This is a genomic window from Saccharopolyspora taberi, assembly GCF_039534165.1.
Lineage (GTDB): Bacteria > Actinomycetota > Actinomycetes > Mycobacteriales > Pseudonocardiaceae > Saccharopolyspora_D > Saccharopolyspora_D taberi.
The window spans coordinates 1-24,975 of sequence record NZ_BAAAUX010000037.1; the positions used below are offsets into that span (position 1 = coordinate 1).

Consider the following 24,975-nt stretch of genomic DNA (forward strand, 5'->3'; position numbering starts at 1 on the left):
TGGGCCTGGCCGCGGCGGTGGTCGCGCGGCGGTCGGCCAGGACCGCAGCGACCGGGCCGGCCAGGCCCGCGGCGAGCAGCGCAGCGGCGAGCAGCGCTCCCGCGGACGGCAGGACGGCGGTCTGGACGGCGACCGCGCCGAGTGCGACGACCGCCGCGATCAGCGGCGGGACGAGCACGCGGGGCACCAGATCGCGGACCGCGTCGGCGTCGTCGACGAGGCGGGCGACGCCGTCGCCGCGGCGGAGCCCGGCGGTGCGGACCGGCCCGAGGCGGACGAGGGCGGCCCAGAGGCCGCCGCGGAGGTGGCCGGTGAGCCGGAAGGCGGCGTCGTGGGTGACGAGGCGTTCGAGGTAGCGCAGCGCCGCGCGCGAGAGCGCGAAGGTGCGGACTCCGACGACGGCGACCGAGAGGGTCAGGATCGGCGGTTGCTGGGAGGCGCGGGCGATCAGCCAGGCCGAGGTCGCGGTCAGCGCGAGGCCGGACAGCAGCGACAGCGCGCCGAGTCCGACGCCGACGAGCCCGCGGGGCGTGATCAGGTCGCGCAGGCGCCCGCGCGCGGGCGGGAGGTCGATCGCCGCGCGCTCGCTCGGCGGGGCCGGGGACGGTTCCGGGGCAGTGGCCTCCGGGCGGTGGCTGGCGAGGACGACGATCGCGCCCCGGTCGGCCGCGCGCCGGATCGCCGCGTTGACCTGCTGCGCGGTCGCGGCGTCGAGGTGCGCGGTGGGCTCGTCGGCCAGCAGCACGCTCGCCCCGGCGCGCAGCCGCAGCAGCGCGCGGGCGACGGCGACGCGCTGACGCTCCCCTGTGGACAGTTCGTCGATGCGGCGGTCGGCCAGGTGCGCCGCGGCGACCTCGGTCAGCACCGGCAGGGCGGGCTCGGCGCCGGCGAGCGCCAGCTCGTCGGCGACGGTGCCGCCGCTGAACGCCGGGCGTTGCGGGATCCACGCGAGGTGGCGGCGCCACTCGTCCTGGTCGAGCCCGGTGATGTCGGCGCCGCCGAAGGTGATCGTGCCGCCGTCCGGGACTGCGAAGCCGAGGATCGCGGCGAAGGTCGTCGACTTCCCGGTCCCGCTCGGGCCGATTCCGTCGAAGCCCTCCAGCCGCAGGATCTCGCCGGGGCGCGCGGTGAAGCTCAGCCCATCCGGCGCGAACCCGCCGCGCCGCTCGACCCGCAGGTCCGAGACGCGCAGCGGTCCGGAAAGACCGGTCGCGTCCCTGCCCCGCTCCGGCGCGGGAAAGCGCACGGCGTCCACCCGGCGCACCGCCTCCACGCCGTCCTCGCTGGCGTGGTGCGCGGCGCCCGCGGCTCGCAGCGGCAGGTAGCACTCGGGCGCGAGCACCAGCACGAGCAGTCCGGTGGCCAGGTCGAGATCTCCGGAAACCAGGCGCAGCCCGATGCCGACCGCGACGAGCGCGACCGACAGCGACGACGCCAGCTCCAGCACCAGCGCGGAGAGGAAGGCGATGCGCAGAGTCGCGTTCGTGGTGCGGCGGTGGGACTCGCTGACCCGCCGCACCACTTCGCCCTGCGCCCGCGCGCGGCCGAACGCGGTCAGCACCGGCAGCGCGCGGATCAGTTCGAGCAGCTGGCCGGAAAGCCGCTGCACCGCATCGGCCGCGCGGGCGGTGCGGCGTTCCGTGTAGCGGCCGACCAGCCAGGCGAACAGCGGGATCAGCGGGACGGTGATCAGGATCGCCAGCGCGGAGACCCAGTCGGAGAACAGGATCCACGCGCCGACCAGCGGCGGCACCACCCCGGCCATGACCAGCGCGGGCAGGTACTTGGTGAAGTAGGCGTCCAGCGAGTCCAGGCCCCTGGTCGCCAACGCGGTCAGCTCGCCGGGACCGCGCCGCTGGATCCACTCCGGGCCGCGCCGCAGCGCGGAATCCAGCAGCACGGCGCGGAGCTCCTCCTTCGCGCCCGCCGCCGCGCGGGCCGCGACGGTCTCGGTCGCCCAGCCCAGCACCGCCCGCGCGACGATCGCGCAGGCCAGCACCGCGAGCTCGGTGCCGATCGCGGTGGTGCCGGAGGTGACGACGGCGGCGAGCGCCGTCGCCAGCGCCCACGCCTGCACGATCAGGGCCACCGCGTTGCCGACCGCGAGCAGCCCGGCCAGCACCAGCGCCCGCCGGGCCGACGGTGACAGCTTGGGGAGGGCTCCGAGCGGGGTCATGACGACGGGACGTGGACCGGTGGGATGTGCTTGGTGCCGATCCGCTTGCGGAACACCCAGTAGGTCCAGCCCTGGTAGATCAGCACGGCCGGGGTGCCGAACGCGGCGACCCAGGTCATGACGGCGAGCGTGTACGGGCTCGAAGCGGTGTCGGCGACCGACAGCGACCACGCGGCGTCCAAAGTGGATGGAATGACGTTCGGCCACAGCGAGCCGAACAGGGTGATCACCACACCGGTCAGCGCCACGCCCTGCAACGCGAACGCCTGGCCGTCCCGCCAGGAGTAGAGGCGCAGCAGCCCGGCCAGCGCCGCGACCAGGGCGATCACCAGCGGCACCCAGGTCCACGCCGAACCCGCGGTGAGCTGCGCGATCAGGACCAGCGCGAACACCGGCAGCAGCAGCGGGATCCCGAGCCGCAGGGCGAACTTCCGGGCCCGCTCGCGCACCTCGCCCTCGGTCTTGAGCGCCAGGAAGATCGCGCCGTGCAGCAGCGAGAACCCGCACACCGCCAGTGAGCCGACGACGGCGGGCAGCGTGAAGATCCCCAGCCAGCTGCCGACCCGGTCGCCGTTGGCGTCCAGCGGCAGGCCGAAGACGTTGGCCGAGAGCACCAGCCCGACGATCAGCGGCGAGATCCACGAGGACAGCACGATCACGGTGTCCCAGCCGCGCCGCCAGCGCGGGGAGTCGACCTTGCCCCGGTACTCGAACGCGACCCCGCGCCCGATCAGCGCGAGCAGCAGGAGGAGGACCGGCAGGTACGCGGTGCTGAACAGGGAGGCGTACCAGCCGGGGAACGCGGCGAAGGTCGCGCCGCCCGCGACGATCAGCCACACCTCGTTGCCGTCCCAGACCGGGCCGATCGTGTTGATCAGCACCCGGCGCTCGGTCTCCTCGCGGCCGAGCACCGGCAGCAGCATGCCCACGCCGAAGTCGAAGCCCTCCAGGAAGAGGTAGCCCAGCCACAGCAGGGCGATCACGCAGAACCAGAAGGTGGCCAGATCCATCACTCAGTCACCTCAGGGAAGGTCGTCTTCGAAGCGGCGCAGCCGCTTAGCCCACGCACGCAGCTCGCACCGCCGCGGGTTCTCAGGCGTCCTCTGGCGAGGACAGCTTTTTCCCTCGTATTGGACATACGTGGGAAAAAGATCCCGCAGCCAGAGGGCGCCTGAGGTTCCGCCAAGCGACCACCCGGGCCGGGCGAGTTCTCGAAAGTTCTAGTACGCGAACGAGAGGGCTTCATCGGACTTCTTCTCCTCGGGTTCCGGCGGCATCACCCCGGCGACGCCGCCGCGCACGAAGCGGACGATCAGGAAGATCTCCACGATCGCGAGCACGCCGTAGACCGCGGTCAGCGCGATCAGCGAGGTCAGCATCTCGCCCGGTGTCACGCCCGCCGACACCGCCGACGCGGTGTACATGAACACCCCGTCGACACCGGACGGGTTCGGGTTCGGCGCGACGACGAACGGCTGCCTGCCGAGTTCGGTGAAGATCCAGCCGAAGCTGTTGCCCAGGAACGGCGTCGCGATGCTCAGCAGCGCCAGCGGCGTCCACCAGCGGCCCTTCGGGTAGCGGCCCCTGCGGGTCAGCCACAGCACCGCGACCGCGCCCAGCGCCGCGATCCCGCCGAACCCGATCATGAACCGGAAGCCCCAGTAGGTCGCCGGGAGGTTGGGCACGTAGTCGATGGGCTGCCCCGCGAACACGCCCATGCGCGGGTCGTCCGGGTAGTGCGTGCCGTAAGCGGCCTGGTACTCGCCGAGCAGCTGCTGCACGCCCTTGACCTCGCTGTGCAGGTCGCCGTTGGCCAGGTAGGACAGGATGTAGGGCACGGTCAGGCTCTTTACGTTCTCGCAGTCCGGCCGGGCCACGTCGCCGATCGCGAAGACCGAGAAGCTGGCCGGTGCCTCCGAGTGGCACAGCGCCTCGGCGGAGGCCATCTTCATCGGCTGCTGCTCGAACATCAGCTTGCCCTGGATGTCGCCGGAGATCGCCAGCCCGGCGAAGGCGATCACGCCGACCCACGCGCCCAGCCGCATCGAGCCGTGCCAGACCTTGCGGTCGTCGTTGCGCTCCTCGTCCCGGTTCGCCAGGTCCGGGTCCTTGCCGACGGTGTCGCGGTGGTGCTTCCAGATCTGCCAGGCCGAGATGCCGATCAGGAACGAGCCCGCGACCGCGAAGCAGCCGAACACGGTGTGCGGGAAGGCGGCGAGCACGGTGTTGTTGGTCAGCACCGCCCAGATCGAGGTCAGCCGCGGCCTGCCGTCGACCAGCTCGATGCCGACCGGGTGCTGCATCCAGGAGTTGGCGGCCAGGATGAAGTACGCCGAGGCGATCGTGGCCAGCGAGAACGCCCACGCGCACGCCAGGTGCACACCCTTGGAAAGCCGGTCCCAGCCGAAGATCCACAGCCCCAGGAAGGTGGACTCGACGAAGAACGCGACGAGCCCCTCCATCGCCAGCGGCGCGCCGAAGACGTCGCCGACGAACCGCGAGTAGGCGCTCCAGGACATCCCGAACTGGAACTCCTGGACGATCCCGGTGACCACCCCCATGGCGAAGTTGATCAGCATCAACTTGCCCCAGAACTTGGTCATCTTCAGGTATCGCCGGTTTCCGGTGCGGTACCAGGCCGTCTGCATCCCGGCGACCAGCACGGCCATCCCGATGGTCAGCGGCACCATCAGGAAGTGGTAGACGGTCGTGATCCCGAACTGCCAGCGGGCGATGTCGAGCAGATCCACGACCCCACCCTGCCGCCCGCGCCGGTGCTTCCGCAGGGGCAAGGAGTCCCGTTCCCCCGGTCGAGGGTCCTGCCCACGACGGGACCTTCGTCCTGGTCACGGACGGTGCGGAACGGTCGGTCAACACGTTCTACCAAGGAAACCGAGACCTGCGAAAGAGTTGAGCGAAAACCGAATCTGCGCTCGCTGCGTAATCCCAGGCAAGTTCCCGGCAACCGCGCCGGGACCGGTCGAAGGGAATCCCCATGCGGAAGCTGATCATCGGGGCGGTCGCCGCCCTCGCCGTGGCCGGTGCTACCGGAGGCGTCCTGGTCGTCAACTCCGGCACGAACTCCTCCGACGCGGCGGCCCCGAGCCCCGCGGCCGGCGGCGGCGCTCCCGTGCTGCTCGCGGACGAGTCGCCGGCTCCGGGCTCGCGGCTGATCGTCGCGCCGGGCGAGGTGAACCGGTTCGACACCGTCAAGATCGACGCGCACTGCGAGAACGACGAGGTCGAGGGCGTGTTCTCGGAGGCGTTCCCCGCCGGCGTCAGCGGCAGGCACGTCTCGCCCAGCCACTTCGAGGGCACCGCCGTGGCCGACCCCTCGCGTCCCGGGACCTTCGAGGTCGTGGCCGAGTGCAAGAACGGCGCACCGGTCACCGCGACCGTCCACGTACGCGGCGACGGCTGAGCGCGAAAACCGTTCGTCGCCCGGATGCGTCAGTAGGGGCGTGAGAGAAGCGAGCGACGAGCGGTTGCTCCGGAAGGTGGCGCGGGGCAACCGCGCCGCCTTCGACGAGCTGTACCGGCGCAACGCGGGCTGGCTGGCGGTGCGGCTGCGCCGGCGCTGCCCGGACCCCGAGCTGGCGGCCGAGGTCCTGCAGGACTGCTTCCTGACGGTGTGGCGGTCGGCGGGCGGGTTCGACCCGGAGGGCAGCGCCGCCGCGTGGCTGTGGACCGTCGCCTCCAGCCGGCTGATCGACGCCTTCCGCCGCCAGGGCGCCCGGGTCCGGCCCGCGGGCGAGCCCGCGGAGTCGGCGCTGGTCGCGGCGTCGGCCGAGGACGAGGCCCTGCGCCGGACGATGAGCCCGGAGCTGACCGCCGCGCTGGAGCGGCTGCCACCGGACCTGCGCGCGGTGCTGCAGTCCACAGTGCTCGACGGCCGGACGACGCGGGAGACCGCCGCACTGCTCGGAATCCCCGAAGGCACGGTGAAAACCCGAGCACGGAAGGCCCGGCTCATCCTGAAGGAGGCATTGGCATGACGGAGGAACACTTCCCGGCGGCCACGCTGCGTGCCTACGCCGAGGGCCTGCTCCCCGAACCGGACGCCGTCGACGACCACCTGCTCGACTGCGCGCGCTGCCGCCGCCTGGTCAACGACGCCGCCGGCGACGACCCGATCGTCCGGCAGGTGCAAGCGAATCTGGCGGTCCTCCCGCCGCAGTTCCCCCGCGCCGACCGGTGGCGGCGGCTGCGCGTGCTGCTCAACGCCGCGCCCGCGGCGCGCGGCGCGTGGCTGTTCGCCGTGGTGGCCGCGCTGGGCGGCGCGGTCGGGATGGACCTGCTCGCCGCGCCCGGGGGCGAAGCCGGGCAGTGGTGGTCGCGGCAGGGCTCCGCGCTGCTGCTGATCGCGCCGCTGCTGCCGGTGCTGGGCGTGGCGCTGGGCTTCGGCAGGCTCGGCGACCCGGCCTGCGAGATCACCGCGAGCACCGCCTTCGGCGGCCTGCGGCTCGTGCTCTGGCGGACGCTTTCGGTGCTGCTGACCACCGTTCCGGCGACGCTGCTGATCAGCGCTGTCACCGGCCGCGGGACGGTCGCGGTCTGGCTGCTCCCGTGCCTGGCGCTGACCGCGGTGACCCTCGCGCTCGGATCGCTGTTCCGGCTCGAAGCCGCCGCGGCGGTGGTCGCCGCGAGCTGGTTGCTGCTGACCGGTGCACCGCTGGTGGCGCAGCGGGTTCCGGTCGTGCTGGACCGGCCGCTGCCGCTGCTGTGGGCGGCGCTGATCGCCGCGTCCGCCTCCACCCTGCTCCTCCGCCGCACGCCGACCACGTTCCGGAACTAGCCAGAAGAGGACATCGTGATACGAACCATCGATCTGACCGTCCGATTCGGACGCCGCTGCGCGCTGGACGGGATCACCGCCGAGTTCCCCGCCGGGGTCAACGGCCTGATCGGGCCGAACGGCGCGGGCAAGTCGACCCTGGTCCGCGTGCTGGCGACGCTGACCGCCCCGACCAGCGGCGCGGTCCAGCTCGACGGCCGCCCGCTGGCGGGCGCCGACCTGCGGGAGGTCCGCCGCGGGATCGGCTACCTGCCGCAGGAGTTCGGCTACTACCCGCGCTACACCGCGCGGGAGTTCGTCGAGCACTTCGCGTGGTTGAAGGAGGTTCCCGCCGCCGACCTGCCCGGCGCGGTGCAGGGGGCGCTGGAGCGGGTGGGGCTGGCCGACCGCGCCGACGAGAAGCTGCGGCGGCTCTCCGGCGGGATGCGGCAGCGGGTCGGCATCGCGCAGGCGATCGTCAACCGCCCCGCCGTGCTGCTGCTCGACGAGCCGACGGCCGGTCTGGATCCCGAGCAGCGGGCGGAGTTCCGCGGCCTGCTGCGCGAACTCGGGGCGGACTCGTCGGTCGTGGTCAGCACGCACGTCGTCGATGACGTGGCGAAGGCGTGCGACCGGGTGTGGGTGCTCGCGGAAGGACGGCCGGTGTTCTCCGGAACGCCCGAGCAGCTGGCCGTGGACGGTGACGTCGAGCAGGGCTACCGCGCCGTGCTCGATTCGGCGAGGGAGGAAGCCGCATGATCACGCGCGCGATGGGACGGGAGCTGCTGCGCGGTTCCGGCTGGCCGCTGGCGGTCGTCGTGCTCGCCGGGGTGGCGGCGGTGCTGCTCGGCGATCCCCTGTGGGCGGGCAACTGGGGCGAGCTCGCGGTCGGGGTCCGGACGAGCCTGATGTTCGTGGTCCCGGTCGCCGCGATGACCGGGACCTGGGTCTCGGGCCGGGCGCTGCGGCGCGGAACAGCGGAGCTGCTGGCCATCTCTCCCCGGCCGCGCTGGCAGCCGCTGGTCGCGTCGTGGGCGGGCCTGACGGCGGGAGCGTCGCTCGGCCTGCTGGCGGCATGGGCCGCGGCCGGAGCGCTGGTGGTCCCGATCGCCACGCATGGCAGCGCGGCGTGGGTCGGCATGCTGCTCGGCTGCGTCCCGATCCTGGCCGCCGCGACGGCGTTCGGGCTGGCCTTCGGCCACGTCGTCACCTGGCGCCTGGCCGCGCCGCTGTGCGGGATCGTCGCCGGACTCGCCGTCGTGGCGTTCCAGTGGGGCGCGCACGACGCCTACCTGGTGCTGTCCCCGCTGCTGCTGACCGCGCGGTCGGTCGGCACGGTGTACCCGGACGAGATCAACGCGCTCCAGGCCCTGTGGTTCGCGGCGCTGACCGCCGCACTGCTCGGCATGGTCTCGTTCCGGCGGAAGCTGCTCGCGCTGGTGCCGACGGCGCTCGCGGTCGCGGCGGCCGGGGCGCTGGTGCTGAACGCGCCGCACTGGGAACCGGATCCGGTGGCCCAGGAGCAGGTGTGCGTCACCAACGGCGGCACGGTGTGCGGCCCGCGCGTCCAGGAGCACGTGTACCCGGAGGTCGCGGCGCTCGCGCAGCCGATGCTCGACAAGCTGCGCGGAATCCCCGGAGCGCCGACGCAGGTCACCTACGGCGGTTCGGAGGGGATGTCGCTGCACGAGACGACTCCGACCGGCGCCCTGGCCGATCCGGAGTTCGAGCGGACCGCGCTGGCGAACGACCTGGTCAGCGGGAACTACACCTGCCAGGACCCGGCGTTCATGACCGGACGGCCGATCGCGAGCGGCCTGCTGCTGGGCGATCAGCAGCCCGACCGGAACTGGTTGACCTCGTACTACGCGGCGCTGAACACCTGCGATGCGGAAGGCATGCGCGCCTTGCTGCGATGAGCTTTCCGCCGCGCCGGGCCGGGATGAGCTGGTCCGGCGCGGCGGTAGGCAGCTGTCGCACCGGGTCCGGCGCCGATGTCGCGAGGCGCCTTTCGGCGTAGCGCCGGACCGCTCGGATCCGCGCCACGCCTCCGCCGCCGTACCAGACCGCCCAGATCCGACGCCGCACCCTCGCCACGCCCCCGCCGCTCGGATCCGGCGCCATACCGCGACAAGCCCCCACCACCACACCGCGCCGCCCGGCCCGACGCCGCACCCGCGCCACGCTTCCGCCGCCATACCGAACCGCTCGGGTCCGGCGCCATGCCGCGCCACACCTTCCACCGCCACGCCGAACCGCCCAGATCCGGCGCCGCACCGCGACAAGCCCCCACCACCACACCGAACCGCCCAGACCCGGCGCGGTGGCGTCACTTCAGCGCGGCGGCGACCGCCTCCGCGGTCTCGGTGACCAGCGGCCCGACCTCCTCCGGCGCGAGCGGCACCAGCGCCACGATCCCGACGCTGGCGCGCAGCCCCGGCACGCCGCGCACCGGCGCGGCCACGCCGAAGGCGCCGGACTGGAGCTCGCCGCTGCTGCTGACCCAGCGCGGGCCGCCCGGCGGCAGGTCCACCGCGCGGCCCGCCGCGCCGCGCTGCACCGGGTGCCGGGTGCCGACGCGGTAGGACACGTGGTAGCTGGTCCACGACGGTTCGACCACGGCGACCGCCTGGGCCTCGCCGCCGTCCGCCACCGTCAGGTGCACCGTCGCGCCGACCTGCTCGGCCAGGCTGCGCAACGCGGGCAGCGACGCGACCCGCAGCTGCGGCAGCACCCGTCCGGCCAGCCACAGCACCCCGAGCCCGAGCCGCACCCGGGAGCCCTCCCGCCGCACCAGGCCGCGGCTCTGCAACGGCCCGAGCAGCCGGTAGACCGCCGCCCGGCTGACCCCGATCGCGGCGGCCAGATCGCTGATCGTGGGCGCCTCGCTCTCCGCGTCGGCGACCGCCTGCAGCAGGTTGAGCCCGCGCTCCAGGGTCAGCGAGCTCTCCTTGGCCGGGGCGTCGCCGGGCGCCCTGATCGGCCGGGTGGGCTCCGGTGTGAAGGCCATCCGATTCACCTCCGAGCCGCTGCGAGCACCGTGCCGGTGACCTCGCCCAGTCCGACCACCGAACCGTCCGGCCCGGGGGCCGTGCCACCGAGTGTCACCCGGTCGCCGTCCTGCAGGAAGGTCCGCTGCTCGCCGTCGGTCAGGCTGATCGGCTCCGCCCCGCCCCAGGTCAGCTCCAGCAGGCAGCCGCGCTGGTCGCGCTCCGGGCCGGACACCGTGCCGGAGGCGAACAGGTCGCCCGGCCGCACCTGCGCGCCGTTGACGGTCAGGTGCGCGAGCTGCTGCGCGGGCGACCACGCCATGTCGGCGAACCTCGGACGCGACAGCAGGGTCTCGTTGCACTGGACTTCCAGCCGCAGGTCGAGCCCCCACGGCTCGGACTCCACCAGGTACTCCTGCAGCCCGTGCTCGGGCACCGGCGTCTCCACCCTGGCGTGCTCGAAGGCTTCGAGCGGGGTGATCCAGCCCGACAGCGAGGTCGCGAAGGACTTCGACAGGAACGGCCCCAGCGGCTGGTACTCCCACGCCTGGATGTCGCGCGCCGACCAGTCGTTGACCAGCCCGACGCCGAACACGTGCTCCTGGATGTCCGATGTGGACACACGGGTGGCCGGTTCGCCGCCGCAGACGAACCCGACCTCGGCCTCGAAGTCGAGCCGCCTGGTCGGCCCGAACGCCGGGTGCAGGTCGCCGGGCGCCTTGCGCTGCCCGCTCGGGCGCACCACGTCGGTGCCGGAGACGTGCACCGAGCCCGACCGGCCGTGGTAGCCGACCGGCAGGTGCGTCCAGTTCTCCAGCAGCGGCGTCGCGGCCCGCCGGAAGATGTGGCCGACGTTCTCGGCGTGGTGCCGGGAGGAGTAGAAGTCGACGTAGTCGGCGACCCGGAACGGCAGCACCAGGGTGTGCCAGTCGGTGCGCACCAGCTCGGCACCCGCGGGCGCGGTGTCCGCGGTGACGATCTCGGTGAGCCGCTCGCGCAGCTCCGACCAGCTCTCGCGGCCCGCCGCGAGCAGAGGATCCAGCGAGTCGCCCTCGACCAGCTCGGGCAGCCGGGGGCCGAGCGAGCCCGCGATCCGCCGCAGCGGCAGCGCGTGCTTGCCGACCCGCACCGACACCACGGGACCGGAGGAGGTCACCAGCACGCCGTAGGGCAGCGTCTGCGGCCCGAACGGCTTGTCGGAGGCGAACTCGGGATCCTCGATCCAGGTCACAGCAGTCCCAATCCCTCGAGGTCGGCGACCGGTCCGCTCAGCGAGGACGAGCCGTAGGAGGCGAAGACGTCGCGCACCGCGTTGGCGGCGTCGTCGGACAGCGAGCCCGCCTCGGAGGCGAGCGCCTCGCCGTCGGTGCTGCCCAGCGCCTCGCGGACGTTGCCGCCGGAGAGCGAGCGCGCGGTGGCGACCAGCAGGTTGAGGAATCCGTGGTGGGTGAAGCCGGTTTCCTCGTCGGTGTGCCGGACGGCCTCGTGCACGCCCGCGGTGACCTTGAACGGCACGCCGAGCGTGCTGGCCACCGCGAGGAAGTCCGACACCACGTCGACGGACGGGAACGACTCGGCGGTCTGGCCGCCGCAGCGCAGCTTCGGCCAGCAACCGTGCTCGGCGACCCGCTTGATGCCTTCCAGCCAGCCGTTGGGGCCGCGGCGCGGTTCCACCACGCGCACGATGTCCTCCGGCACGAACTCCGAGACCCGCTCCAGCCAGATGTCGTCCACATCGGACGGTGCGGGCATCTCCACCATCCGCAGGGCCAGCAGCTCCTGGCGGCCCTCGATGATCGACAGCGCCTTCGGCACCCCGCCCAGGCCGGTGTCGCACACCAGCGAGAGCGCGACCGGCTCGGCGGGCTTGGCCTTGGCCAGCTCGGTGATCAGCTCGGCGAGCCGGGACGCCTGGCACAGCATCGGGCCGAGGACCCCCGCGAACTCACCGCCCCGCGCCGCGAGGTGGGCGGCCACCGCGTCCGGCACCGCGGCGCTGCCCGGTGGGAACAGGGCGGCGTCGTCAACCAGTCGGGCGAAGAGGGGCGGGATGCCGCGCGGACCGGGCGCGCGTAGCTCAACAGCGCTTGACACGGCTGACACGCTAATGCCGTACCGGCCAGTGAACAAAGGTGCCCGATAAACGAACGCCCAGAGGGACCAATCGAGCACTTCGGACGGGTGGACGGAGCACTACCCGAAACGCCGGAACGGCGCATCCCGCCATTGTCCCGCGCCCCTCGCGCCGACCCGCGAGCAGGCCCCTCGACACCCGCGGCACTGTGTCGGCCGGACCAGAGCACTGGCTCTCACGGCCTCCCGATCACGCCCGTTCGAGTGGTTCTCGTTGCGCCGATCAGCGCATCGGCGCGGCCCGCAGTGTGGACACCAGCCGGAAGGCAGTTCCTGGCGGCGGTTCCACCTGGTACTACGAAGTCGACTTTTCCGGACTGGTCATCTAAGTTAGGGTTACCTAAGTTGGAGGTGAGCGTGTGGCCGAGACGACGGCCCGCCGGCCCGCGATGCCCAGCCCGGCGGAACGAGCCAGGACCATCGCCGAACGCGGTGGCCGCGCGGCGCTGATGCCCTCCGGGGAGACCTCGGCGCGGATCGCACCGCTGCTGCACCACGTCCACCCGGACGGCGCGGCGACGATCCTGCTGGCCGACGAGCACCCGATCATCGCCTCCGCCTTCCACGCGCCGCGCGGCGAGCTCGCCGCGATGCTGGAGGTCGCCGACCCGACCCCGGTCCGGCTCCGCGAACCGGTGCGCGGCCTGCTCTGGCTCACCGGCTGGCTGCGGGTGCTCGACTCCGAGCAGGAGCGGGAGGCCGTCCTCGCGGTCGCCGAGCGGCGGCCGGACAGCCGCCTGCTGGACGCCGGCCACGGCGCGACGGTGCTGCGGCTGGAGTCGGCGTCGATGGTGGTCGCCGACGCCGAAGGCACCTGCTCGGTGGCAACGGGCGAGTTCAGCGCGGCGCGGCCGGACCCGTTCTGCATGATGGAGGACGGCTGGCTGCGGCACCTGGAGCTGTCCCACCGCGACGTCGTGGGACTGCTCGCCCGGCACCTGCCGGAGCAGCTGCGCGGCGGGCACATCCGCCCGCTCGGGCTGGACAAGCACGGGCTGCGGCTGCGCGTGGAGTCCGCCGACGGCGATCACGACGTGCGGCTGGCGTTCTCCCGCCCGGTCTTCACCGCCGAGCACCTCGGGCTGGAGCTGCGCCGCCTGGTCGGCTGCCCGTTCCTCGCCCAGCAGCGCCAGGGCTGATCTGCGTTCCGGCGCCGGCCCGGAATTGAGGGCTGGCGGGATTCAGGGCCGCCTCGCGCCCCAGCGCCTCGCTGTGACCTAACACCGCGGGACTTGACGCTGCCGCGCGATCCAGCGCCGACCCGCGGCTCACGGCCGACTCAGGGCTCAAGGCTGACCCGCGGCTCACGGCCGATCCGGGACCGAGGGCCGCCCCAGGACTCACGGCCACCCCCGGGCCTCAGCGCCACCCGCGGCCGAGCGCCGACCCGCGCCCCAACCCCAACCCCACCCCGCACCTCAGTGCTGCTCCTCCGAAGCGCCCACGGGATGGATCCGTCCCCGGCAGAAGTGCAGCGGCTCCGGCCCGCCGATCAGCAGCGCCTCGTCGACCGGCAGCCTGCGGGTCGCGATCCACAGGAAGGAATGGGCCTGGGTCCACGCGTCCCCCGGCCCGCCCGCGTCGACGAACCGGACCTGCACCGCGTTGCGGCCCTCCCGCGCCAGCTCGACCAGCACGCCGCTGCGCACCCCGAACACGTCGACGGCGCCCACGGGCCCGTCGATCGTGTCGAACCCGCGCAGCGCCCCCAGCGCGCGAACGACGTGATCGCGGTCCACCCACCCCCACAGGAACACTCGATACCCGTCCATCCCCACTCCTCCAGACGGCGTGCCGTGCCGGGGTGTCCCCATTCGGACGCCGGGGGCCGCACGGGAGTTCCGGGGCGGTTTCACCGTTTTTGCCAGTTGGCACCGTGGCCGGACCGGGCGCTGCGTGCCGATAGCCTCCTCGTGTGAGTGCCACGCTGCGCGCATGGCTGGTCCCGGCCCGCCCGGACCGGCCGGCGGAGATCACCGACCGGACCGAGCGCCGCGCGCTCTGGATCGAGCTGCTCGTCGTCTTCGCCGTCACCCTCGGGCTGTCCGCGCTGCAGAGCCTGCTGTCGCTGCTGGACGCGCTGATGCGACCGGAACCGCTGGCCGACCAGGCGGTGGCGATCAACGTCCCGCGCGCCGGTCTCGGACTGCTGGACCTGGCCCAGCAGCTCACCGGCGTGGTGCGACTGGTCGCGTGGGGCGCGCTCGGCGTTTACCTGCTGTGGCGCGGCGGGATCGCGCTCGCCCGGGTCGGGCTGGACCGCTCGCAGCCGCTGCGGGACGCCCTCGGCGGCGTCGGGCTCGCCGCGCTGATCGGCGTCCCGGGGCTCGGGCTGTACCTGACCGCGCACGCGCTCGGGCTGAGCCTCACCGTCCAGCCGTCCACTTTGGACGAAGCGTGGTGGCGGGCCCCGGTGCTGGTGCTGGCCGCGTTCGGGAACTCCTTCGCCGAGGAGATCCTGATGATCGCCTACCTGCTGACCCGGCTGCGCCAGCTCGGCTGGAGCGAGAACCGGGCGCTGTGGGCGTCGTCGGTGCTGCGCGGGGCTTACCACCTCTACCAGGGCTTCGGCGGGTTCGTCGGGAACGTGGCCATGGGGCTGGTCTACGGCCGGGTGTGGCAGCGGACCGGACGGGTGTGGCCGCTGGTCGTCGGGCACGCGCTCATCGACGTCGTGGCCTTCGTCGGTTACGCGGCCCTGCGCGGCAAGGTCTCCTGGCTTCCCTGACCGAAACCCGAACGCAACGAATCGACCGTCTCTCCACGCCAACGCTTAACGATCCATCGAGTTCTCGGCTGAGCACTAGCGTTTCCGATCGCCGCGTCTAGGCTTGGCAGGCGTGAGCGAACCACACGTGCAGAGCGAGGTCGGCCCGCTGCACACGGTGCTGCTGCACCGGCCGGGCAACGAGCTGAAGCGGCTGACACCGCGCAACAACGACCAGCTCCTGTTCGACGCGATCCCCTGGGTGGACCGCGCGCAGGAGGAGCACGACGCCTTCGCCGAGACCCTGCGCGGTCGCGGCGTGGAGGTCCTGCTGCTGCACGAGCTGCTGGCCGAGGCGCTGGCCGACCCGCGCGCCCGCGCGTCCGCCGTGCACTCCGGGGTCGACGAGCTCAAGGTCGGCGGCGACCTCGCCGACACCCTGCGCTCGCACCTGTCCAGCGCCGACGCCGAGACGCTGGCCGAGATGCTGATCGCCGGGATGACCTTCGAGGAGCTGCCCGCAGCCGAGGGCAGCTCGCTGGTCCGCCGGATGCACCACCCGCACGACTTCGCCATCGCGCCGCTGCCGAACCTGCTGTTCACCCGCGACTCGTCGGCCTGGGTCGGCGACCGGGTCGCGATCGCCGCGCTCGCGATGCCCGCCCGCCGCCGCGAGTCCGCGCTGACCGACCTGGTTTACGCCTACCACCCCCGGTTCTCGCACTGCTCCCGCGCGTACGGCGCGCACTCGGCCCCGGTCGAGGGCGGCGACGTGCTGCTGCTGTCGCCCGGCGTGGTCGCCATCGGCGTCGGCGAGCGCACGACGCCCGCGGGCGCGGAGTCGTTCGCGCGCTCGGTGTTCGCCGACGACCTGGCCCACACCGTTCTGGCGGTGCCGATCACGCAGCAGCGGGCGTCGATGCACCTGGACACCGTGTGCACGATGGTCGACCGCGACGCGGTGGTCATGTACCCGGCGATCCAGGACTCGCTGACCGCCTACGCGATGCGCCCGGACGACGGCGGCATCCGGGTCACCGGCCCCAGCCCGTTCCTCGAGGCGGCGGCCGAGGCCATGGACATCGACCACCTGCGGGTGATCGACACCGGGCTGGACCCGGTCACCGCCGAGCGCGAGCAGTGGGAGGACGGCAACAACACCCTCGCCGTCGCCCCGGGCGTGGTCGTGGCCTACGAGCGCAACGCCGAGACCAACGCCCGCCTGGAGGAGGCCGGAATCGAGGTCCTGCGCATCAGCGGTTCCGAACTGGGCTCCGGTCGCGGCGGCCCGCGCTGCATGTCCTGCCCGATCATCCGCGAAGTCCTGTGAGCAGATCAGCGGCGGATTCGGGAATAGTTGAACGCGCCCGCCGCTGAGCCGGGGACAATTTTCGGGAGCACCGCGATCAAGGCTCTGACCAGCGACGATCGACTGAGATTTGCCTAACCTAAATAAGGTGAAGAATGCCTTGGTAAGGCAATGCAAAACTGTTTGAGGCAAACCTGAAAAATGCGACTTGACTGATTCCAGAGTACGATGTCGACATGACGACGGCAAAGAAGATTCAGCACAAGGAATCGAAGTTCCACCGGTTGCTGCAGGAGCAGGTGCACAACGAGTTCACCGCTTCCCAGCAGTACGTCGCGGTCGCCGTGTGGTTCGACAACGAGGACCTGCCGCGGCTGGCCGCGCACTTCTACAAGCAGGCTCTCGAAGAGCGCAACCACGCGATGATGATCGTCCAGTACCTGATGGACAACAACATCAAGCCGAAGATCCCCGGGATCCAGGACGTCCGCAACGACTTCTCCGAGACCCGCGAGCTGGTCGCCCTGGCGCTGGAGCAGGAGCGCGAGGTCACCCGGGAGATCGTGACGCTGGCCAAGACCGCCCGGGACGAGGGCGACTACCTCGGCGAGCAGTTCATGCAGTGGTTCCTCAAGGAGCAGGTCGAAGAGGTCTCGCAGATGTCCACCCTGCTCAACGTGGTGGACCGCTCGAACGGCAACCTGTTCGACGTCGAGAACTTCCTGGCCCGCGAGTCGGTCGGGGACGAGGGCGCCGACGCCACCGCCCCGCACGCGGCCGGCGGGGCGCTCTGACGGCGGTCCGTCGAGAGGCCGCCGGCGCCTCCCGGCGGGGGAGGCGCCGCGCGCGGCCAGGTCGACCTGCCGCTACGGGTTGTTCGTGCCCGACTCGGAGGCAGGCGGCGAGCTCGTCGACGGTTCCTCCGGTTCGGAGGTCGGCTGCTCCGACGAGGTCGGGGGTTCCGAGGTCTCCCGCAGGATCGTCGGCGGCTCGCTGGTGTCGGCCGTCGAGCGCGGCGGTGTGTAGGGGTCCCAGCCCGGTTCGGAGGGCGTGGGCCACTGCGGCTGGTGGGTCGGCCGCACCGATGGCGGCGGCTCGCCGGGGCTCGGCGTGCTGGTGACCACCGGCGGCACCGCGGGCGGCGCCGGCTCCGGGGCGTGGCTCATGGCCGCCACCCCGCCGCCGACCAGCATCGTCGCGGCCAGCGCTCCACCGACGGCGGCCACCGCCGTGTTGCGCTGCCTGCGGCGACGTGCGCCCGCGACCAGCGACCACTCCGCGCCGGTGCGCACCGGAACGTCGAGCTTGTCGTCCCGCAGCACCCGCCGGAGCTCGTCCTCGAGGCCCATCACACGTCACCTCCCTCGGCGAGCGGTCCGAGGCGCTTGCGCAACGTGGCCATCGCCTTGCTGTTCTGGCTCTTCACCGTCCCGCAGCTGACCCCGAGCGCGTCGGCGATCTCGGCCTCGGACAGCCCTTCGTAGAAGCGGAGCACGACCACGGCCCGCTGCCTCGGCGGCAGCGAGCGCAGCGCCTGCCACACCGGCTCGTCCTCCAGGCGGTCGTGCCTGGCCTGCGCCGGCACGTCCGGGAACTCCGCGAGCAGCGTCTCCCGGCGGCTGCGGCGCCACCGGCTGACGTGGGTGTTGGCCATCGCCTTGCGGATGTAGGCGCGCGGGTCCTCGCAGTTCTGGCTGATCCGGTTCCAGCGGGCGCCGACCTTCTCCAGCACCGCCTGCACCAGGTCCGCGGCGTCGTGCGGGTTTCCCGTCAGCGCGTGCCCGTACCGCATCAGGCCGGGCAGCGCCACCCGCACGAACTCCGCGAAGTCGTCTTCCGTCGCCGCCATGTCCCCCCGGTGCGCTCGCCCCGGCCAGCGTCGCGCGGCCTCCGAGGAGGCGGGCACAGCTGGCAGGTGCGCGGTCACGCTCCACTCCCTCCACCGACTATCGCCGTGGAGGACACGCCGCACGGGCCACCGCGGTTGCCGGGCCGCGTGCGGCGTCACCCAGTTGGACTAGTCAGCGAACGGTGATCTGGCGCCCGCGCAGGCCGTCGCGGGAACGCCGCTCGGCGGCGTCGAGCGGCTCGGCGTCCAGGGACTCCAGCGCCTCGGCCAGCCGCGCGCCCAGCTCGGCGGCGGGCTGCTCCCACTCCCGGGCGTGCTTCTCCCGGTCCAGGTCCCAAACCGGGACCAGCAGCCCGTGCGCCCGGAAGGACCCCGCGTACCGGCTGTCCTCGCCCAGCGCCAGCTCCCCGCGCGCGGACAGCCGCGCGAGCGCGGCGAGCAGCCGCTCCTCCGGTTCGGGCCGGACCCACCGCAGGTGCGCCTTCTCCCCGGCGTCGACCCAGTACGCCGACTTCACGCCTTCGGCGTTGAGCCGCTCGGTGGGCATGATCGCGGCGTTGGCCCGCTCCAGCGAGAGCGCCACCTCGCCGGTGGGCTCGGTATCGCCGGGGATCCACCACGAGAAGTCGGAGTGCAGCTCGACGTCGAGTTCGGCGTCGGGGTCGAGCAGGTCCTGCAGGCGGGCCGGAACGGTCCCGGCCTCGGCGGTCTCGGGGCCGACGACCGGCAGCGTGTGGCCGGGCTCGGCGGTCCGCACCCACTCGACGGCACGCGCCAGGTCACGGCTGACGTCACCGGAACGGGTCTGCACCTGGAGGCCGACGAACGCCTGGTCGTCGCTGCGCAGCAGCGCGGCCGAGGCCATCGGCAGCACGGTCGCCAGGGTGATCTCGCGGCCCTCCCGCACCGGCAGCCTGGCGGTCGCCGACGGCACGAACTCGCGCAGCGCGACCAGTTCGCACTCGGCGGCCAAGCCCTCGAACGGCCTGGTCACGATCACGTCGGCGGCTCCGCCCGCCCGGCCGTGACACGCCTTGTAGCGCTTGCCGGAACCGCACGGACAGGGCTGGCGCGGGCTGATCCCGCCTTCGGGCTTGGGGGCGGCCGCGGTTCGCTTCGCCACTTCGACGTCTCCTCGCTCGCGCTGGTGTTCCGGTCGCAGGCGACGTTAGCGGAGTCCGATCAGCCCTGGTCCAGTCGGGACCGCGTGTCGGCGGGGCGGTTGGTGGCGACGTAGCGGACCCCGGCCCGCGCGCACAGCTCGACGTCGGCCGGGTCGTCGACCGTCCAGCAGTAGGTGTCGTGACCGTGCTCGGCGGCCCGCGCGACGTAGTCGGAGTGCCGGCGCAGCAACCGGACGTCGGGGCCGGCGTGGTCGGCCCACGGCGGCAGCATCCCGGAACCCAGCCGCTTCGGGAGCCGGTCGAAGAGCAGAACGGTCGGCACCCTGGGCGCGGCCTCCCGGACGCGCCGCACGGCGGCGGAGGAGAACGACATCATCACGACCGGGGAGTTCTGCTTGTCCTCCGGCGCGTTCAGCCCGTGCCGGGCGAGCAGCGCGACCAGCTTCGCCTCGACCAGCCCGGCGTAGCGAACCGGGTGCTTGGTCTCGACGAACAGCCGCACCGAACTGTCCTTGGCCAGCCCGAGCAGCGCGTCCAGGGTGAGCACCCCGCGCTCGTGGGTCTGGTGGTGCCAACCGCTGAAGTCCAGGTGGGCCATCCGCGACACGGTCAGCTCGCTGACCACACCGCGCCCGTTGGAGGTCCGGTCGATGCGGCGGTCGTGCACGCAGACCAGCTGCCCGTCACGGCTGACCCGCACGTCGCACTCGAAGGCATCAGCGCCCTGTTCGATCGCAAGCTCGTAGGCACCGAGGGTGTGTTCGGCCCGGTGCGCCGACGCGCCCCGGTGCGCAACGACTTCCGGACGCACCCGGCCATTATGCGGATGCGGGCGAGGCAGGGGCCGCCCGATGTGACGAACGGCAGCCGGGGACAGCAGCACAACGCGCCCACCCTGAAGCCCCACCTGCGAGGGCGGGGAAGGTTCTCATCCCGTCGACCTGCGGGTCGGCCAGAGCCCCGGAAATCTCCCACGAAACCGCGGCCCGGACCGGCAAAACAGCGCCCCGACCCACTAATCTCCAACGATGTTCGACCCGAAGGACCCGGCGTTCGTCGAAGACCCGTACCCGGCCTTCGCCGCGCTCCGAGAGACCGGCGAAGTCCACGACCACCCCGGCCTCGGCTTCCCGGTCGCGGTCTCCCACGCGGCGGCGGCGCAGGTGCTCCGCCACCGCGGGCTCGGCCGGATCTGGATCGACGCGGAACCCGCCGCCGACTTCCCCGCGTTCAACCTCCTCCACCAGAACTCGCTGCTGGAGACCGAACCCCCGGTGCACACCCGCCTCCGCCGCAGCATCAGCGCCGCGTTCGCCCGTGGTCACGTCGAACGGCTGCGACCGTGGATCGGCGCCGTGGCGGACTCCCTGGTCGCCGACCTCCTCGCGCGCGGCGGCGGCGATCTCGTCGAGGGCGTCGCCGCGCCGCTGCCGGTTCAGGTGATCGCCGAGCTCCTCGGCGTGCCGGAGTCCGATCGCGGCGACCTGCGGCCGTGGTCGAACGCGATCGTGAAGATGTACGAGCCCGGTCTGCCCGCGGAGCGCCGCGCGGAGGCCGAGACCGCTGCGGCGGAGTTCGCCGGGTACCTGCGCGAGCTCGCCGACGAGCGGCGGTCGCAGCCGCGCGACGACATGGTCAGCGATCTGGTCGCGGCCGAGCAGCTGAGCCCGGACGAGGTCGTCGGGACCGCGGTGCTGCTGCTCATGGCCGGGCACGAGGCCAGCGTGAACCTGGTCGGCAACGGCGTGCTGGCGCTGCTGCGGCATCCCGACCAGTGGCGCAGGCTGCTCGCCGACCCCGGTCTGATCCCCACCGCCGTCGACGAGCTCATCCGGTTCGACTCGCCGCTCCAGCTCTTCGAGCGCACCGCCGTCGAGGACGTCGTCGTCGCGGGCCACCCGGTCGCGGCCGGGACGAAGATCGCCGCGCTGCTCGGCGCGGCGGCACGCGACCCGCTGGTCTTCGACGCGCCCGACTCGCTCGACGTGGGCCGGAGCCCGAACCCGCACCTGGGCTTCGGCGCGGGCATCCACTACTGCCTCGGCGCACCGCTCGCGCGGCTGGAAGCCGCCGCGGCGCTGGACGCGCTCGTCCGGAGGGCGCCGGGCCTGCGGCTCGCGGGCGAACCGCTGCGGCGGCCGGAGTTCGTGATCCGCGGCCTGCGGACCCTGCCCGTCAGCGCCTAGCGGTCGGCGCCTAGCGGTCGGCGTCGGAGGGGCGCGGCGGCCGGGGCGGCGCTGGCGCGCCGGAGACGCGGAGCACCCGCAGGTGCGGCAGCTCGGTCGGGTCGGCGGGGATGAGCAGCGCGGTCAGGTACCGGACGACCCGCGCGGTCACCACCGCAAGGACCACGACGGCGATGTTGGTCCACACGTGCAGGACCACGCCGTCGGCCTGGGCCTGGACACCGCCGCGGAACATCCACAGGAACGTCGTCCAGCCGAACAGCAGGCTCGCCGCCCACGAACCCCACCAGACGAGCACCAGCCGCGAGGGCCGGGGACGGTCGCCGCGCTCGCGCGCGCCCTCCCCGATCAGCACCGCGTGCTCCAGCTCGCTCAGCACCGACCCGGGCACGACCAGGTTCAGCCCGGGCACGAGCGCGCCCAGCACGAACTGGAGGTCCGAACGCTCGCTGCGGATCCCGGCGCGCTCGGCGGCGGCGACCCGCGCCCGCAGCGCCCACAAGATCGAGAAGAGCCCGGAGAGCACCCCGAGCACCAGCGTCAGCAGGCCGGTCGTGACGACCAGCGCGTCGGAGATCGCCAGCGCGGTGGCAGGCAGCGCCTCGCCCCGGCTGCGCAGCAGCAGGACGTAGCGCCAGCCTTCGGCCACCGCGGCCAGACCGGCCACGCCCGCGGTGATCCACAGCGTCGCCGAGGCGGTCGCGAACAGCGCCGCGACCCGCTTCACCGGGTCGGCGGCGGGCTGCGCGGGCAGCGCCAGCGGCCAGCGCCAGGCCAGCAGCGGGAAGCCCCAGCGCGGCACCGCCGGGTACGACGGCGGGCCCGCGTAGGGGCGGGGCCGCGCACGCCGGGTCCGCGGGCGCGCGCCGCCCGGCGGAGTGGCCACCCACTCCACCCGCTGCCTCGGCGGACGGGTCACAGCACGAACGGCTCGGCGCCGGGTTCTTCGGACACCATCGGACGCCCGATCGCCGCCCAGCCGTTCATCCCGCGCTGCACGTTGACCGCGTCCCAGCCGTTGGCGTTGAGGTAGGCGGTGACCTTCGCCGACCGGCCGCCGGAGCGGCAGACGACGTAGAGGTGGTCGGCCTCGGGGATCTCGTCCAGCCGGGAGGGGATCTCGCTCATCGGGATGTGCACGGCTCCGGGCGCGTGCCCCGCGCCCCACTCGTTCGCCTCGCGGACGTCGAGCAGCGCGGTGCCGTTGCCGGGCAGGTCGTCCGGCAGGTCCTCGGGCTGCACGCCCGGAACCTGCCCGTCCATCGGTGTAGTCACACCCCGATGCTGCCATGCCCGCCGTTGCCCCCGCGTGAGGCCGCGGTGATCACCCTTTCGGGGTCAATTCCGGGTTCGCATCGCGAACTGATGATCAACCCGTGTCACAGTTCGAGAGATCTGTTCATTTCCCCGTCTCGCACAGAAAGAAAGGAATTCGTGTCTCGTCGCGCAATTCTCCGCTGGCAGCAAGCAGGCTCCTGGGGCCATCTGGGGCTCCGGACCGAAACCGGGGAGATTCGTTTCGCCGGTTTCGTACCGATGAGCGACCGCCTCGTGCTGGAACTGCTGGCGACCCACGAACCGAGCAGTACCGAGGGTGATATGCGGGAAGTCCACTTCACCATCCCCGAACCCGCGTACGCCCTGACCTGATCCCCCGGGCACGCAAAGAAGAAGGGTGCCCGTCCGGCCTCGGCCGAACGGGCACCCTTGGGGGAAGGGAGAGATCAGTGCGCGGTGCCCGCCTTCTCGGCACCAGCCCCGGTCAGCGACCGGACCTCCATCTCCGCGTACTTCTCGGCGTTGAACTTCTCCTTGCTCAGCACCGTGCCCAGATATCCGAGCAGGAACGACACCGGAATCGAGATCAGACCGGGGTTCTTGAGCGGGAACAGCGCGAAATCGAGCGACGGGAACATCGCTTCCTTGTCGCCCGACACCGCGGGCGAGAACACGATCAGCACGATCGTGACGGCCAGCCCGCCGTAGATGCTCCACAGCGCACCGGCGGTGTTGAAGCGCTTCCAGAACAGCGAGTAGAGCAGGGTCGGCAGGTTCGCCGAAGCCGCCACCGCGAACGCCAGCGCCACCAGGAACGCCACGTTCTGGCCGTTGGCCGCGATACCACCGAGGATCGACACGACGCCGATCACCACCGCGGTGATCCGCGCGACCTTGACCTCCTGCTGCTTGTCGTCGACCGCACCCTTCTTGATCACGTTCGCGTAGATGTCGTGCGCGAACGACGCCGACGCGGTGATCGTCAGCCCGGCGACCACGGCCAGGATCGTGGCGAACGCGACCGCCGAGATGAAGCCCAGCAGCAGCGGGCCGCCGATCTGCAGCGCCAGCAGCGGCGCGGCCGAGTTGACCCCGCCCGGCGCGGCCTTGATGGCGTCCGGTCCGACCAGCGCGCCCGCGCCGTACCCGAGCACCAGCGTGAACAGGTAGAACAGGCCGATCAGCCAGATCGCCCAGACCACCGAGCGGCGGGCCTCCTTGGCCGTGGGCACGGTGTAGAAGCGCATCAGCACGTGCGGCAGGCCCGCGGTGCCCAGCACCAGGGCGATGCCCAGCGAGACGAAGTCGATCTTGCTGATCTCGGACTTGCCGTACTGCGCACCGGGGTTGAGCACCTTCTCCCCGGCCGCCTGGACCGCCGAGGCCAGCAGCTCGGAGAGGTTGAACCCGTAGAGCCCGAGCACCCAGACGGTCATCACGAACGCGCCGGCGATCAGCAGCGCCGCCTTGATGATCTGCACCCAGGTGGTGCCCCGCATGCCGCCGACCAGCACGTAGAGGATCATCAGCGCACCGACCACGGCGATCACCGCGGCCTGGCCCGCCTTGTTCGTGATGCCCAGCAGCAGCGCGATCAGGCCGCCCGCACCGGCCATCTGCGCCAGCAGGTAGAAGAACGTCACCGCCAGCGTCGACAGCGACGCCGCGGTGCGCACCGGCCGCTCCCGCATCCGGAAGCTGAGCACGTCGGCCATCGTGTACCGGCCGGTGTTCCGGAGTAACTCGGCGACCAGCAGCAGCGCCACCAGCCAGGCCACCAGGAAGCCGATCGAGTACAGGAAGCCGTCGTAGCCGTAGACCGCGATGGCACCGGCGATGCCGAGGAACGACGCGGCCGACAGGTAGTCACCGGCGATGGCGATGCCGTTCTGCGGACCGGTGAACGCGCGGCCCGCGGCGTAGTAGTCGGACGCGGTCTTGGTGTTCCGGCTGGCCCGGAACACGATGACCATGGTGACGGCGACGAACAGCGCGAAGATGCCGATGTTGAGCCACCGGTTGTCCGCGGTCTGGCTCTGCGCCAGCAGCACCGGGGAGGCGATCACGACTGCCCTCCTTCGTTCTTCTTGCCCGCGGGCTCGGCCTTCTCGCCTTCGGATCCGGCCTCGTCGTCCTCGGGTTCGGCGTCCGCGGATCCGTCCTCGCCGGAGGTCTGCTCGTCGTCCACATCGGACTCGGCCGCGTCGTCGTCGGCCTTGTCCGCGTCGTCATCGGGTTCGGCATCGGCCTCGTCCGCGTCCTCGTCAGACTTGGCGTCGGCCTCGTCCGCGTCGTCGTCGGACGCGTCCGTGTCCTCGTCGGACTCGGCATCGTCGTCGGCCTTGTCCGCATCACCATCGGACTCAGCCTCGGCCTCATCCGCGTCGGCGTCAGACTCGGTGTCCTCATCGGACTCAGCCGCGTCGTCAGCCTCGTCCGCGTCCTCGTC

General features: G+C 72.5%; 24 protein-coding genes. 10 read left to right on the plus strand and 14 right to left on the minus strand.

All coding sequences use genetic code 11. From position 1 onward, the window contains the following. The 3 genes from cydD to ABD691_RS31635 all read right to left on the minus strand — a co-directional run. Nucleotides 1-2,176, minus strand: a 2,176-nt coding sequence (cydD, locus tag ABD691_RS31625) for a thiol reductant ABC exporter subunit CydD (RefSeq protein ID WP_344686025.1), incomplete at its 3' end; no start/stop codon positions are given. Then, nucleotides 2,173-3,186, minus strand: a complete 1,014-nt coding sequence (gene cydB, locus ABD691_RS31630) for a cytochrome d ubiquinol oxidase subunit II (RefSeq protein WP_344686026.1) — start codon at nucleotides 3,184-3,186, stop codon at nucleotides 2,173-2,175. The genes cydB and cydD, both read right to left, overlap by 4 nt. Nucleotides 3,187-3,396: 210 nt before the next feature. Continuing rightward, on the minus strand, nucleotides 3,397-4,926 hold the full coding sequence (locus ABD691_RS31635) for a cytochrome ubiquinol oxidase subunit I (protein ID WP_344686027.1): 1,530 nt from the start codon (nucleotides 4,924-4,926) through the stop codon (nucleotides 3,397-3,399). A gap of 245 nt (nucleotides 4,927-5,171) precedes the next feature. On the opposite strand from ABD691_RS31635, the gene ABD691_RS31640 reads away from it, so the two are divergent. Genes ABD691_RS31640 through ABD691_RS31660 form a run of 5 tightly spaced genes read left to right on the plus strand, consistent with a single transcriptional unit; the run spans nucleotide 5,172 to nucleotide 8,869 of the window. Next, nucleotides 5,172-5,597: a hypothetical protein gene (locus ABD691_RS31640; protein ID WP_344686028.1), complete on the plus strand. Its 426-nt coding sequence runs from the start codon at nucleotides 5,172-5,174 to the stop codon at nucleotides 5,595-5,597. A gap of 40 nt (nucleotides 5,598-5,637) precedes the next feature. Then, nucleotides 5,638-6,171: an RNA polymerase sigma factor gene (locus tag ABD691_RS31645; RefSeq protein WP_344686029.1), complete on the plus strand. Its 534-nt coding sequence runs from the start codon at nucleotides 5,638-5,640 to the stop codon at nucleotides 6,169-6,171. Beyond that, entirely contained in the window at nucleotides 6,168-6,971 is an 804-nt protein-coding gene (locus tag ABD691_RS31650; protein ID WP_344686030.1) for an anti-sigma factor, read from the plus strand. The genes ABD691_RS31645 and ABD691_RS31650 overlap by 4 nt, the downstream gene beginning before the upstream one ends. A gap of 15 nt (nucleotides 6,972-6,986) precedes the next feature. Then, nucleotides 6,987-7,709 carry an ATP-binding cassette domain-containing protein gene (locus ABD691_RS31655; protein WP_344686031.1) on the plus strand — a complete coding sequence of 241 codons (723 nt, stop codon included), beginning with the start codon at nucleotides 6,987-6,989 and terminating at the stop codon, nucleotides 7,707-7,709. Further along, a complete protein-coding gene (locus tag ABD691_RS31660; RefSeq protein WP_344686032.1) occupies nucleotides 7,706-8,869 on the plus strand; it encodes a hypothetical protein in 1,164 nt (387 codons plus the stop codon). Before ABD691_RS31655 ends, ABD691_RS31660 begins: the two co-directional genes overlap by 4 nt. Nucleotides 8,870-9,279: 410 nt before the next feature. Here the strand turns inward: ABD691_RS31660 and ABD691_RS31665 are convergent, their stop codons facing one another. From ABD691_RS31665 to ABD691_RS31675, 3 genes are read right to left on the minus strand one after another with little or no spacing between them, the layout of a single operon-like run. Beyond that, nucleotides 9,280-9,960 carry an IclR family transcriptional regulator gene (locus ABD691_RS31665; RefSeq protein ID WP_344686033.1) on the minus strand — a complete coding sequence of 227 codons (681 nt, stop codon included), beginning with the start codon at nucleotides 9,958-9,960 and terminating at the stop codon, nucleotides 9,280-9,282. Nucleotides 9,961-9,965: 5 nt separating this feature from the next. Then, entirely contained in the window at nucleotides 9,966-11,171 is a 1,206-nt protein-coding gene (locus ABD691_RS31670) for a fumarylacetoacetate hydrolase family protein (protein WP_344686034.1), read from the minus strand. Continuing rightward, nucleotides 11,168-12,034: a hypothetical protein gene (locus ABD691_RS31675; RefSeq protein ID WP_344686035.1), complete on the minus strand. Its 867-nt coding sequence runs from the start codon at nucleotides 12,032-12,034 to the stop codon at nucleotides 11,168-11,170. Before ABD691_RS31675 ends, ABD691_RS31670 begins: the two co-directional genes overlap by 4 nt. Nucleotides 12,035-12,432: 398 nt before the next feature. Here ABD691_RS31675 and ABD691_RS31680 point away from each other — a divergent pair, with 398 nt between their 5' ends. Next, entirely contained in the window at nucleotides 12,433-13,212 is a 780-nt protein-coding gene (locus ABD691_RS31680) for a DUF2470 domain-containing protein (protein ID WP_344686036.1), read from the plus strand. Between the two features lie 279 nt (nucleotides 13,213-13,491). On the opposite strand, the gene ABD691_RS31685 is transcribed toward ABD691_RS31680, so the two are convergent. Beyond that, nucleotides 13,492-13,845: a hypothetical protein gene (locus ABD691_RS31685; protein WP_344686037.1), complete on the minus strand. Its 354-nt coding sequence runs from the start codon at nucleotides 13,843-13,845 to the stop codon at nucleotides 13,492-13,494. 143 nt (nucleotides 13,846-13,988) lie between these two features. Between ABD691_RS31685 and ABD691_RS31690 the strand changes: the two genes are divergently transcribed. The 3 genes from ABD691_RS31690 to ABD691_RS31700 all read left to right on the plus strand — a co-directional run bounded on the left by ABD691_RS31690 (nucleotide 13,989) and on the right by ABD691_RS31700 (nucleotide 16,883). Continuing rightward, nucleotides 13,989-14,801 carry a CPBP family intramembrane glutamic endopeptidase gene (locus tag ABD691_RS31690; protein WP_344686038.1) on the plus strand — a complete coding sequence of 271 codons (813 nt, stop codon included), beginning with the start codon at nucleotides 13,989-13,991 and terminating at the stop codon, nucleotides 14,799-14,801. Nucleotides 14,802-14,928: 127 nt separating this feature from the next. Next, nucleotides 14,929-16,110, plus strand: coding sequence for an arginine deiminase (locus ABD691_RS31695; RefSeq protein WP_344686061.1), 1,182 nt, complete (start codon nucleotides 14,929-14,931; stop codon nucleotides 16,108-16,110). A 215-nt stretch (nucleotides 16,111-16,325) separates the two neighbouring features. After that, nucleotides 16,326-16,883 (plus strand): ferritin, encoded by a 558-nt coding sequence (locus ABD691_RS31700; RefSeq protein WP_344686039.1) that lies wholly within the window; start codon nucleotides 16,326-16,328, stop codon nucleotides 16,881-16,883. A gap of 72 nt (nucleotides 16,884-16,955) precedes the next feature. Here the strand turns inward: ABD691_RS31700 and ABD691_RS31705 are convergent, their stop codons facing one another. The 4 genes from ABD691_RS31705 to ABD691_RS31720 form a co-directional block, all read right to left on the minus strand. Then, on the minus strand, nucleotides 16,956-17,438 hold the full coding sequence (locus ABD691_RS31705) for a superantigen-like protein SSL4 (protein WP_344686040.1): 483 nt from the start codon (nucleotides 17,436-17,438) through the stop codon (nucleotides 16,956-16,958). Continuing rightward, entirely contained in the window at nucleotides 17,438-18,016 is a 579-nt protein-coding gene (locus ABD691_RS31710; RefSeq protein WP_425565204.1) for a SigE family RNA polymerase sigma factor, read from the minus strand. The genes ABD691_RS31705 and ABD691_RS31710 overlap by 1 nt, the downstream gene beginning before the upstream one ends. A 94-nt stretch (nucleotides 18,017-18,110) precedes the next feature. Continuing rightward, nucleotides 18,111-19,061: a DUF5926 family protein gene (locus ABD691_RS31715; RefSeq protein WP_344686043.1), complete on the minus strand. Its 951-nt coding sequence runs from the start codon at nucleotides 19,059-19,061 to the stop codon at nucleotides 18,111-18,113. Between the two features lie 59 nt (nucleotides 19,062-19,120). After that, on the minus strand, nucleotides 19,121-19,873 hold the full coding sequence (locus ABD691_RS31720; RefSeq protein WP_344686044.1) for a glycerophosphodiester phosphodiesterase: 753 nt from the start codon (nucleotides 19,871-19,873) through the stop codon (nucleotides 19,121-19,123). A 217-nt stretch (nucleotides 19,874-20,090) separates the two neighbouring features. Between ABD691_RS31720 and ABD691_RS31725 the strand changes: the two genes are divergently transcribed. Continuing rightward, on the plus strand, nucleotides 20,091-21,248 hold the full coding sequence (locus tag ABD691_RS31725; RefSeq protein WP_344686045.1) for a cytochrome P450: 1,158 nt from the start codon (nucleotides 20,091-20,093) through the stop codon (nucleotides 21,246-21,248). Nucleotides 21,249-21,258: 10 nt separating this feature from the next. Here ABD691_RS31725 and ABD691_RS31730 read toward each other — a convergent pair whose 3' ends face one another. The 3 genes from ABD691_RS31730 to ABD691_RS31740 all read right to left on the minus strand — a co-directional run bounded on the left by ABD691_RS31730 (nucleotide 21,259) and on the right by ABD691_RS31740 (nucleotide 24,577). Continuing rightward, complete coding sequence (locus tag ABD691_RS31730) at nucleotides 21,259-22,134, minus strand: DUF4328 domain-containing protein (RefSeq protein ID WP_344686046.1); 876 nt, start codon at nucleotides 22,132-22,134, stop codon at nucleotides 21,259-21,261. Nucleotides 22,135-22,163: 29 nt separating this feature from the next. Next, nucleotides 22,164-22,511 (minus strand): rhodanese-like domain-containing protein, encoded by a 348-nt coding sequence (locus ABD691_RS31735; protein WP_344686062.1) that lies wholly within the window; start codon nucleotides 22,509-22,511, stop codon nucleotides 22,164-22,166. 461 nt (nucleotides 22,512-22,972) lie between these two features. Next, complete coding sequence (locus ABD691_RS31740) at nucleotides 22,973-24,577, minus strand: solute symporter family protein (RefSeq protein ID WP_425565205.1); 1,605 nt, start codon at nucleotides 24,575-24,577, stop codon at nucleotides 22,973-22,975. Between the last annotated feature and the right edge of the window lie 398 nt (nucleotides 24,578-24,975).

What these genes read in the sequence shown, in the direction of transcription:
- cydB (WP_344686026.1), bottom strand. Translation starts at nt 3,186, where the DNA reads ATGGATCTGGCCACCTTCTGGTTCTGCGTGATCGCCCTGCTGTGGCTG.
- ABD691_RS31660 (WP_344686032.1), top strand. Translation starts at nt 7,706, where the DNA reads ATGATCACGCGCGCGATGGGACGGGAGCTGCTGCGCGGTTCCGGCTGG.
- ABD691_RS31685 (WP_344686037.1), bottom strand. Translation starts at nt 13,845, where the DNA reads ATGGACGGGTATCGAGTGTTCCTGTGGGGGTGGGTGGACCGCGATCAC.
- ABD691_RS31735 (WP_344686062.1), bottom strand. Translation starts at nt 22,511, where the DNA reads ATGGACGGGCAGGTTCCGGGCGTGCAGCCCGAGGACCTGCCGGACGAC.
- ABD691_RS31640 (WP_344686028.1), top strand. Translation starts at nt 5,172, where the DNA reads ATGCGGAAGCTGATCATCGGGGCGGTCGCCGCCCTCGCCGTGGCCGGT.
- ABD691_RS31650 (WP_344686030.1), top strand. Translation starts at nt 6,168, where the DNA reads ATGACGGAGGAACACTTCCCGGCGGCCACGCTGCGTGCCTACGCCGAG.
- ABD691_RS31705 (WP_344686040.1), bottom strand. Translation starts at nt 17,438, where the DNA reads ATGGGCCTCGAGGACGAGCTCCGGCGGGTGCTGCGGGACGACAAGCTC.
- ABD691_RS31725 (WP_344686045.1), top strand. Translation starts at nt 20,091, where the DNA reads ATGTTCGACCCGAAGGACCCGGCGTTCGTCGAAGACCCGTACCCGGCC.
- ABD691_RS31700 (WP_344686039.1), top strand. Translation starts at nt 16,326, where the DNA reads ATGACGACGGCAAAGAAGATTCAGCACAAGGAATCGAAGTTCCACCGG.
- ABD691_RS31665 (WP_344686033.1), bottom strand. Translation starts at nt 9,960, where the DNA reads ATGGCCTTCACACCGGAGCCCACCCGGCCGATCAGGGCGCCCGGCGAC.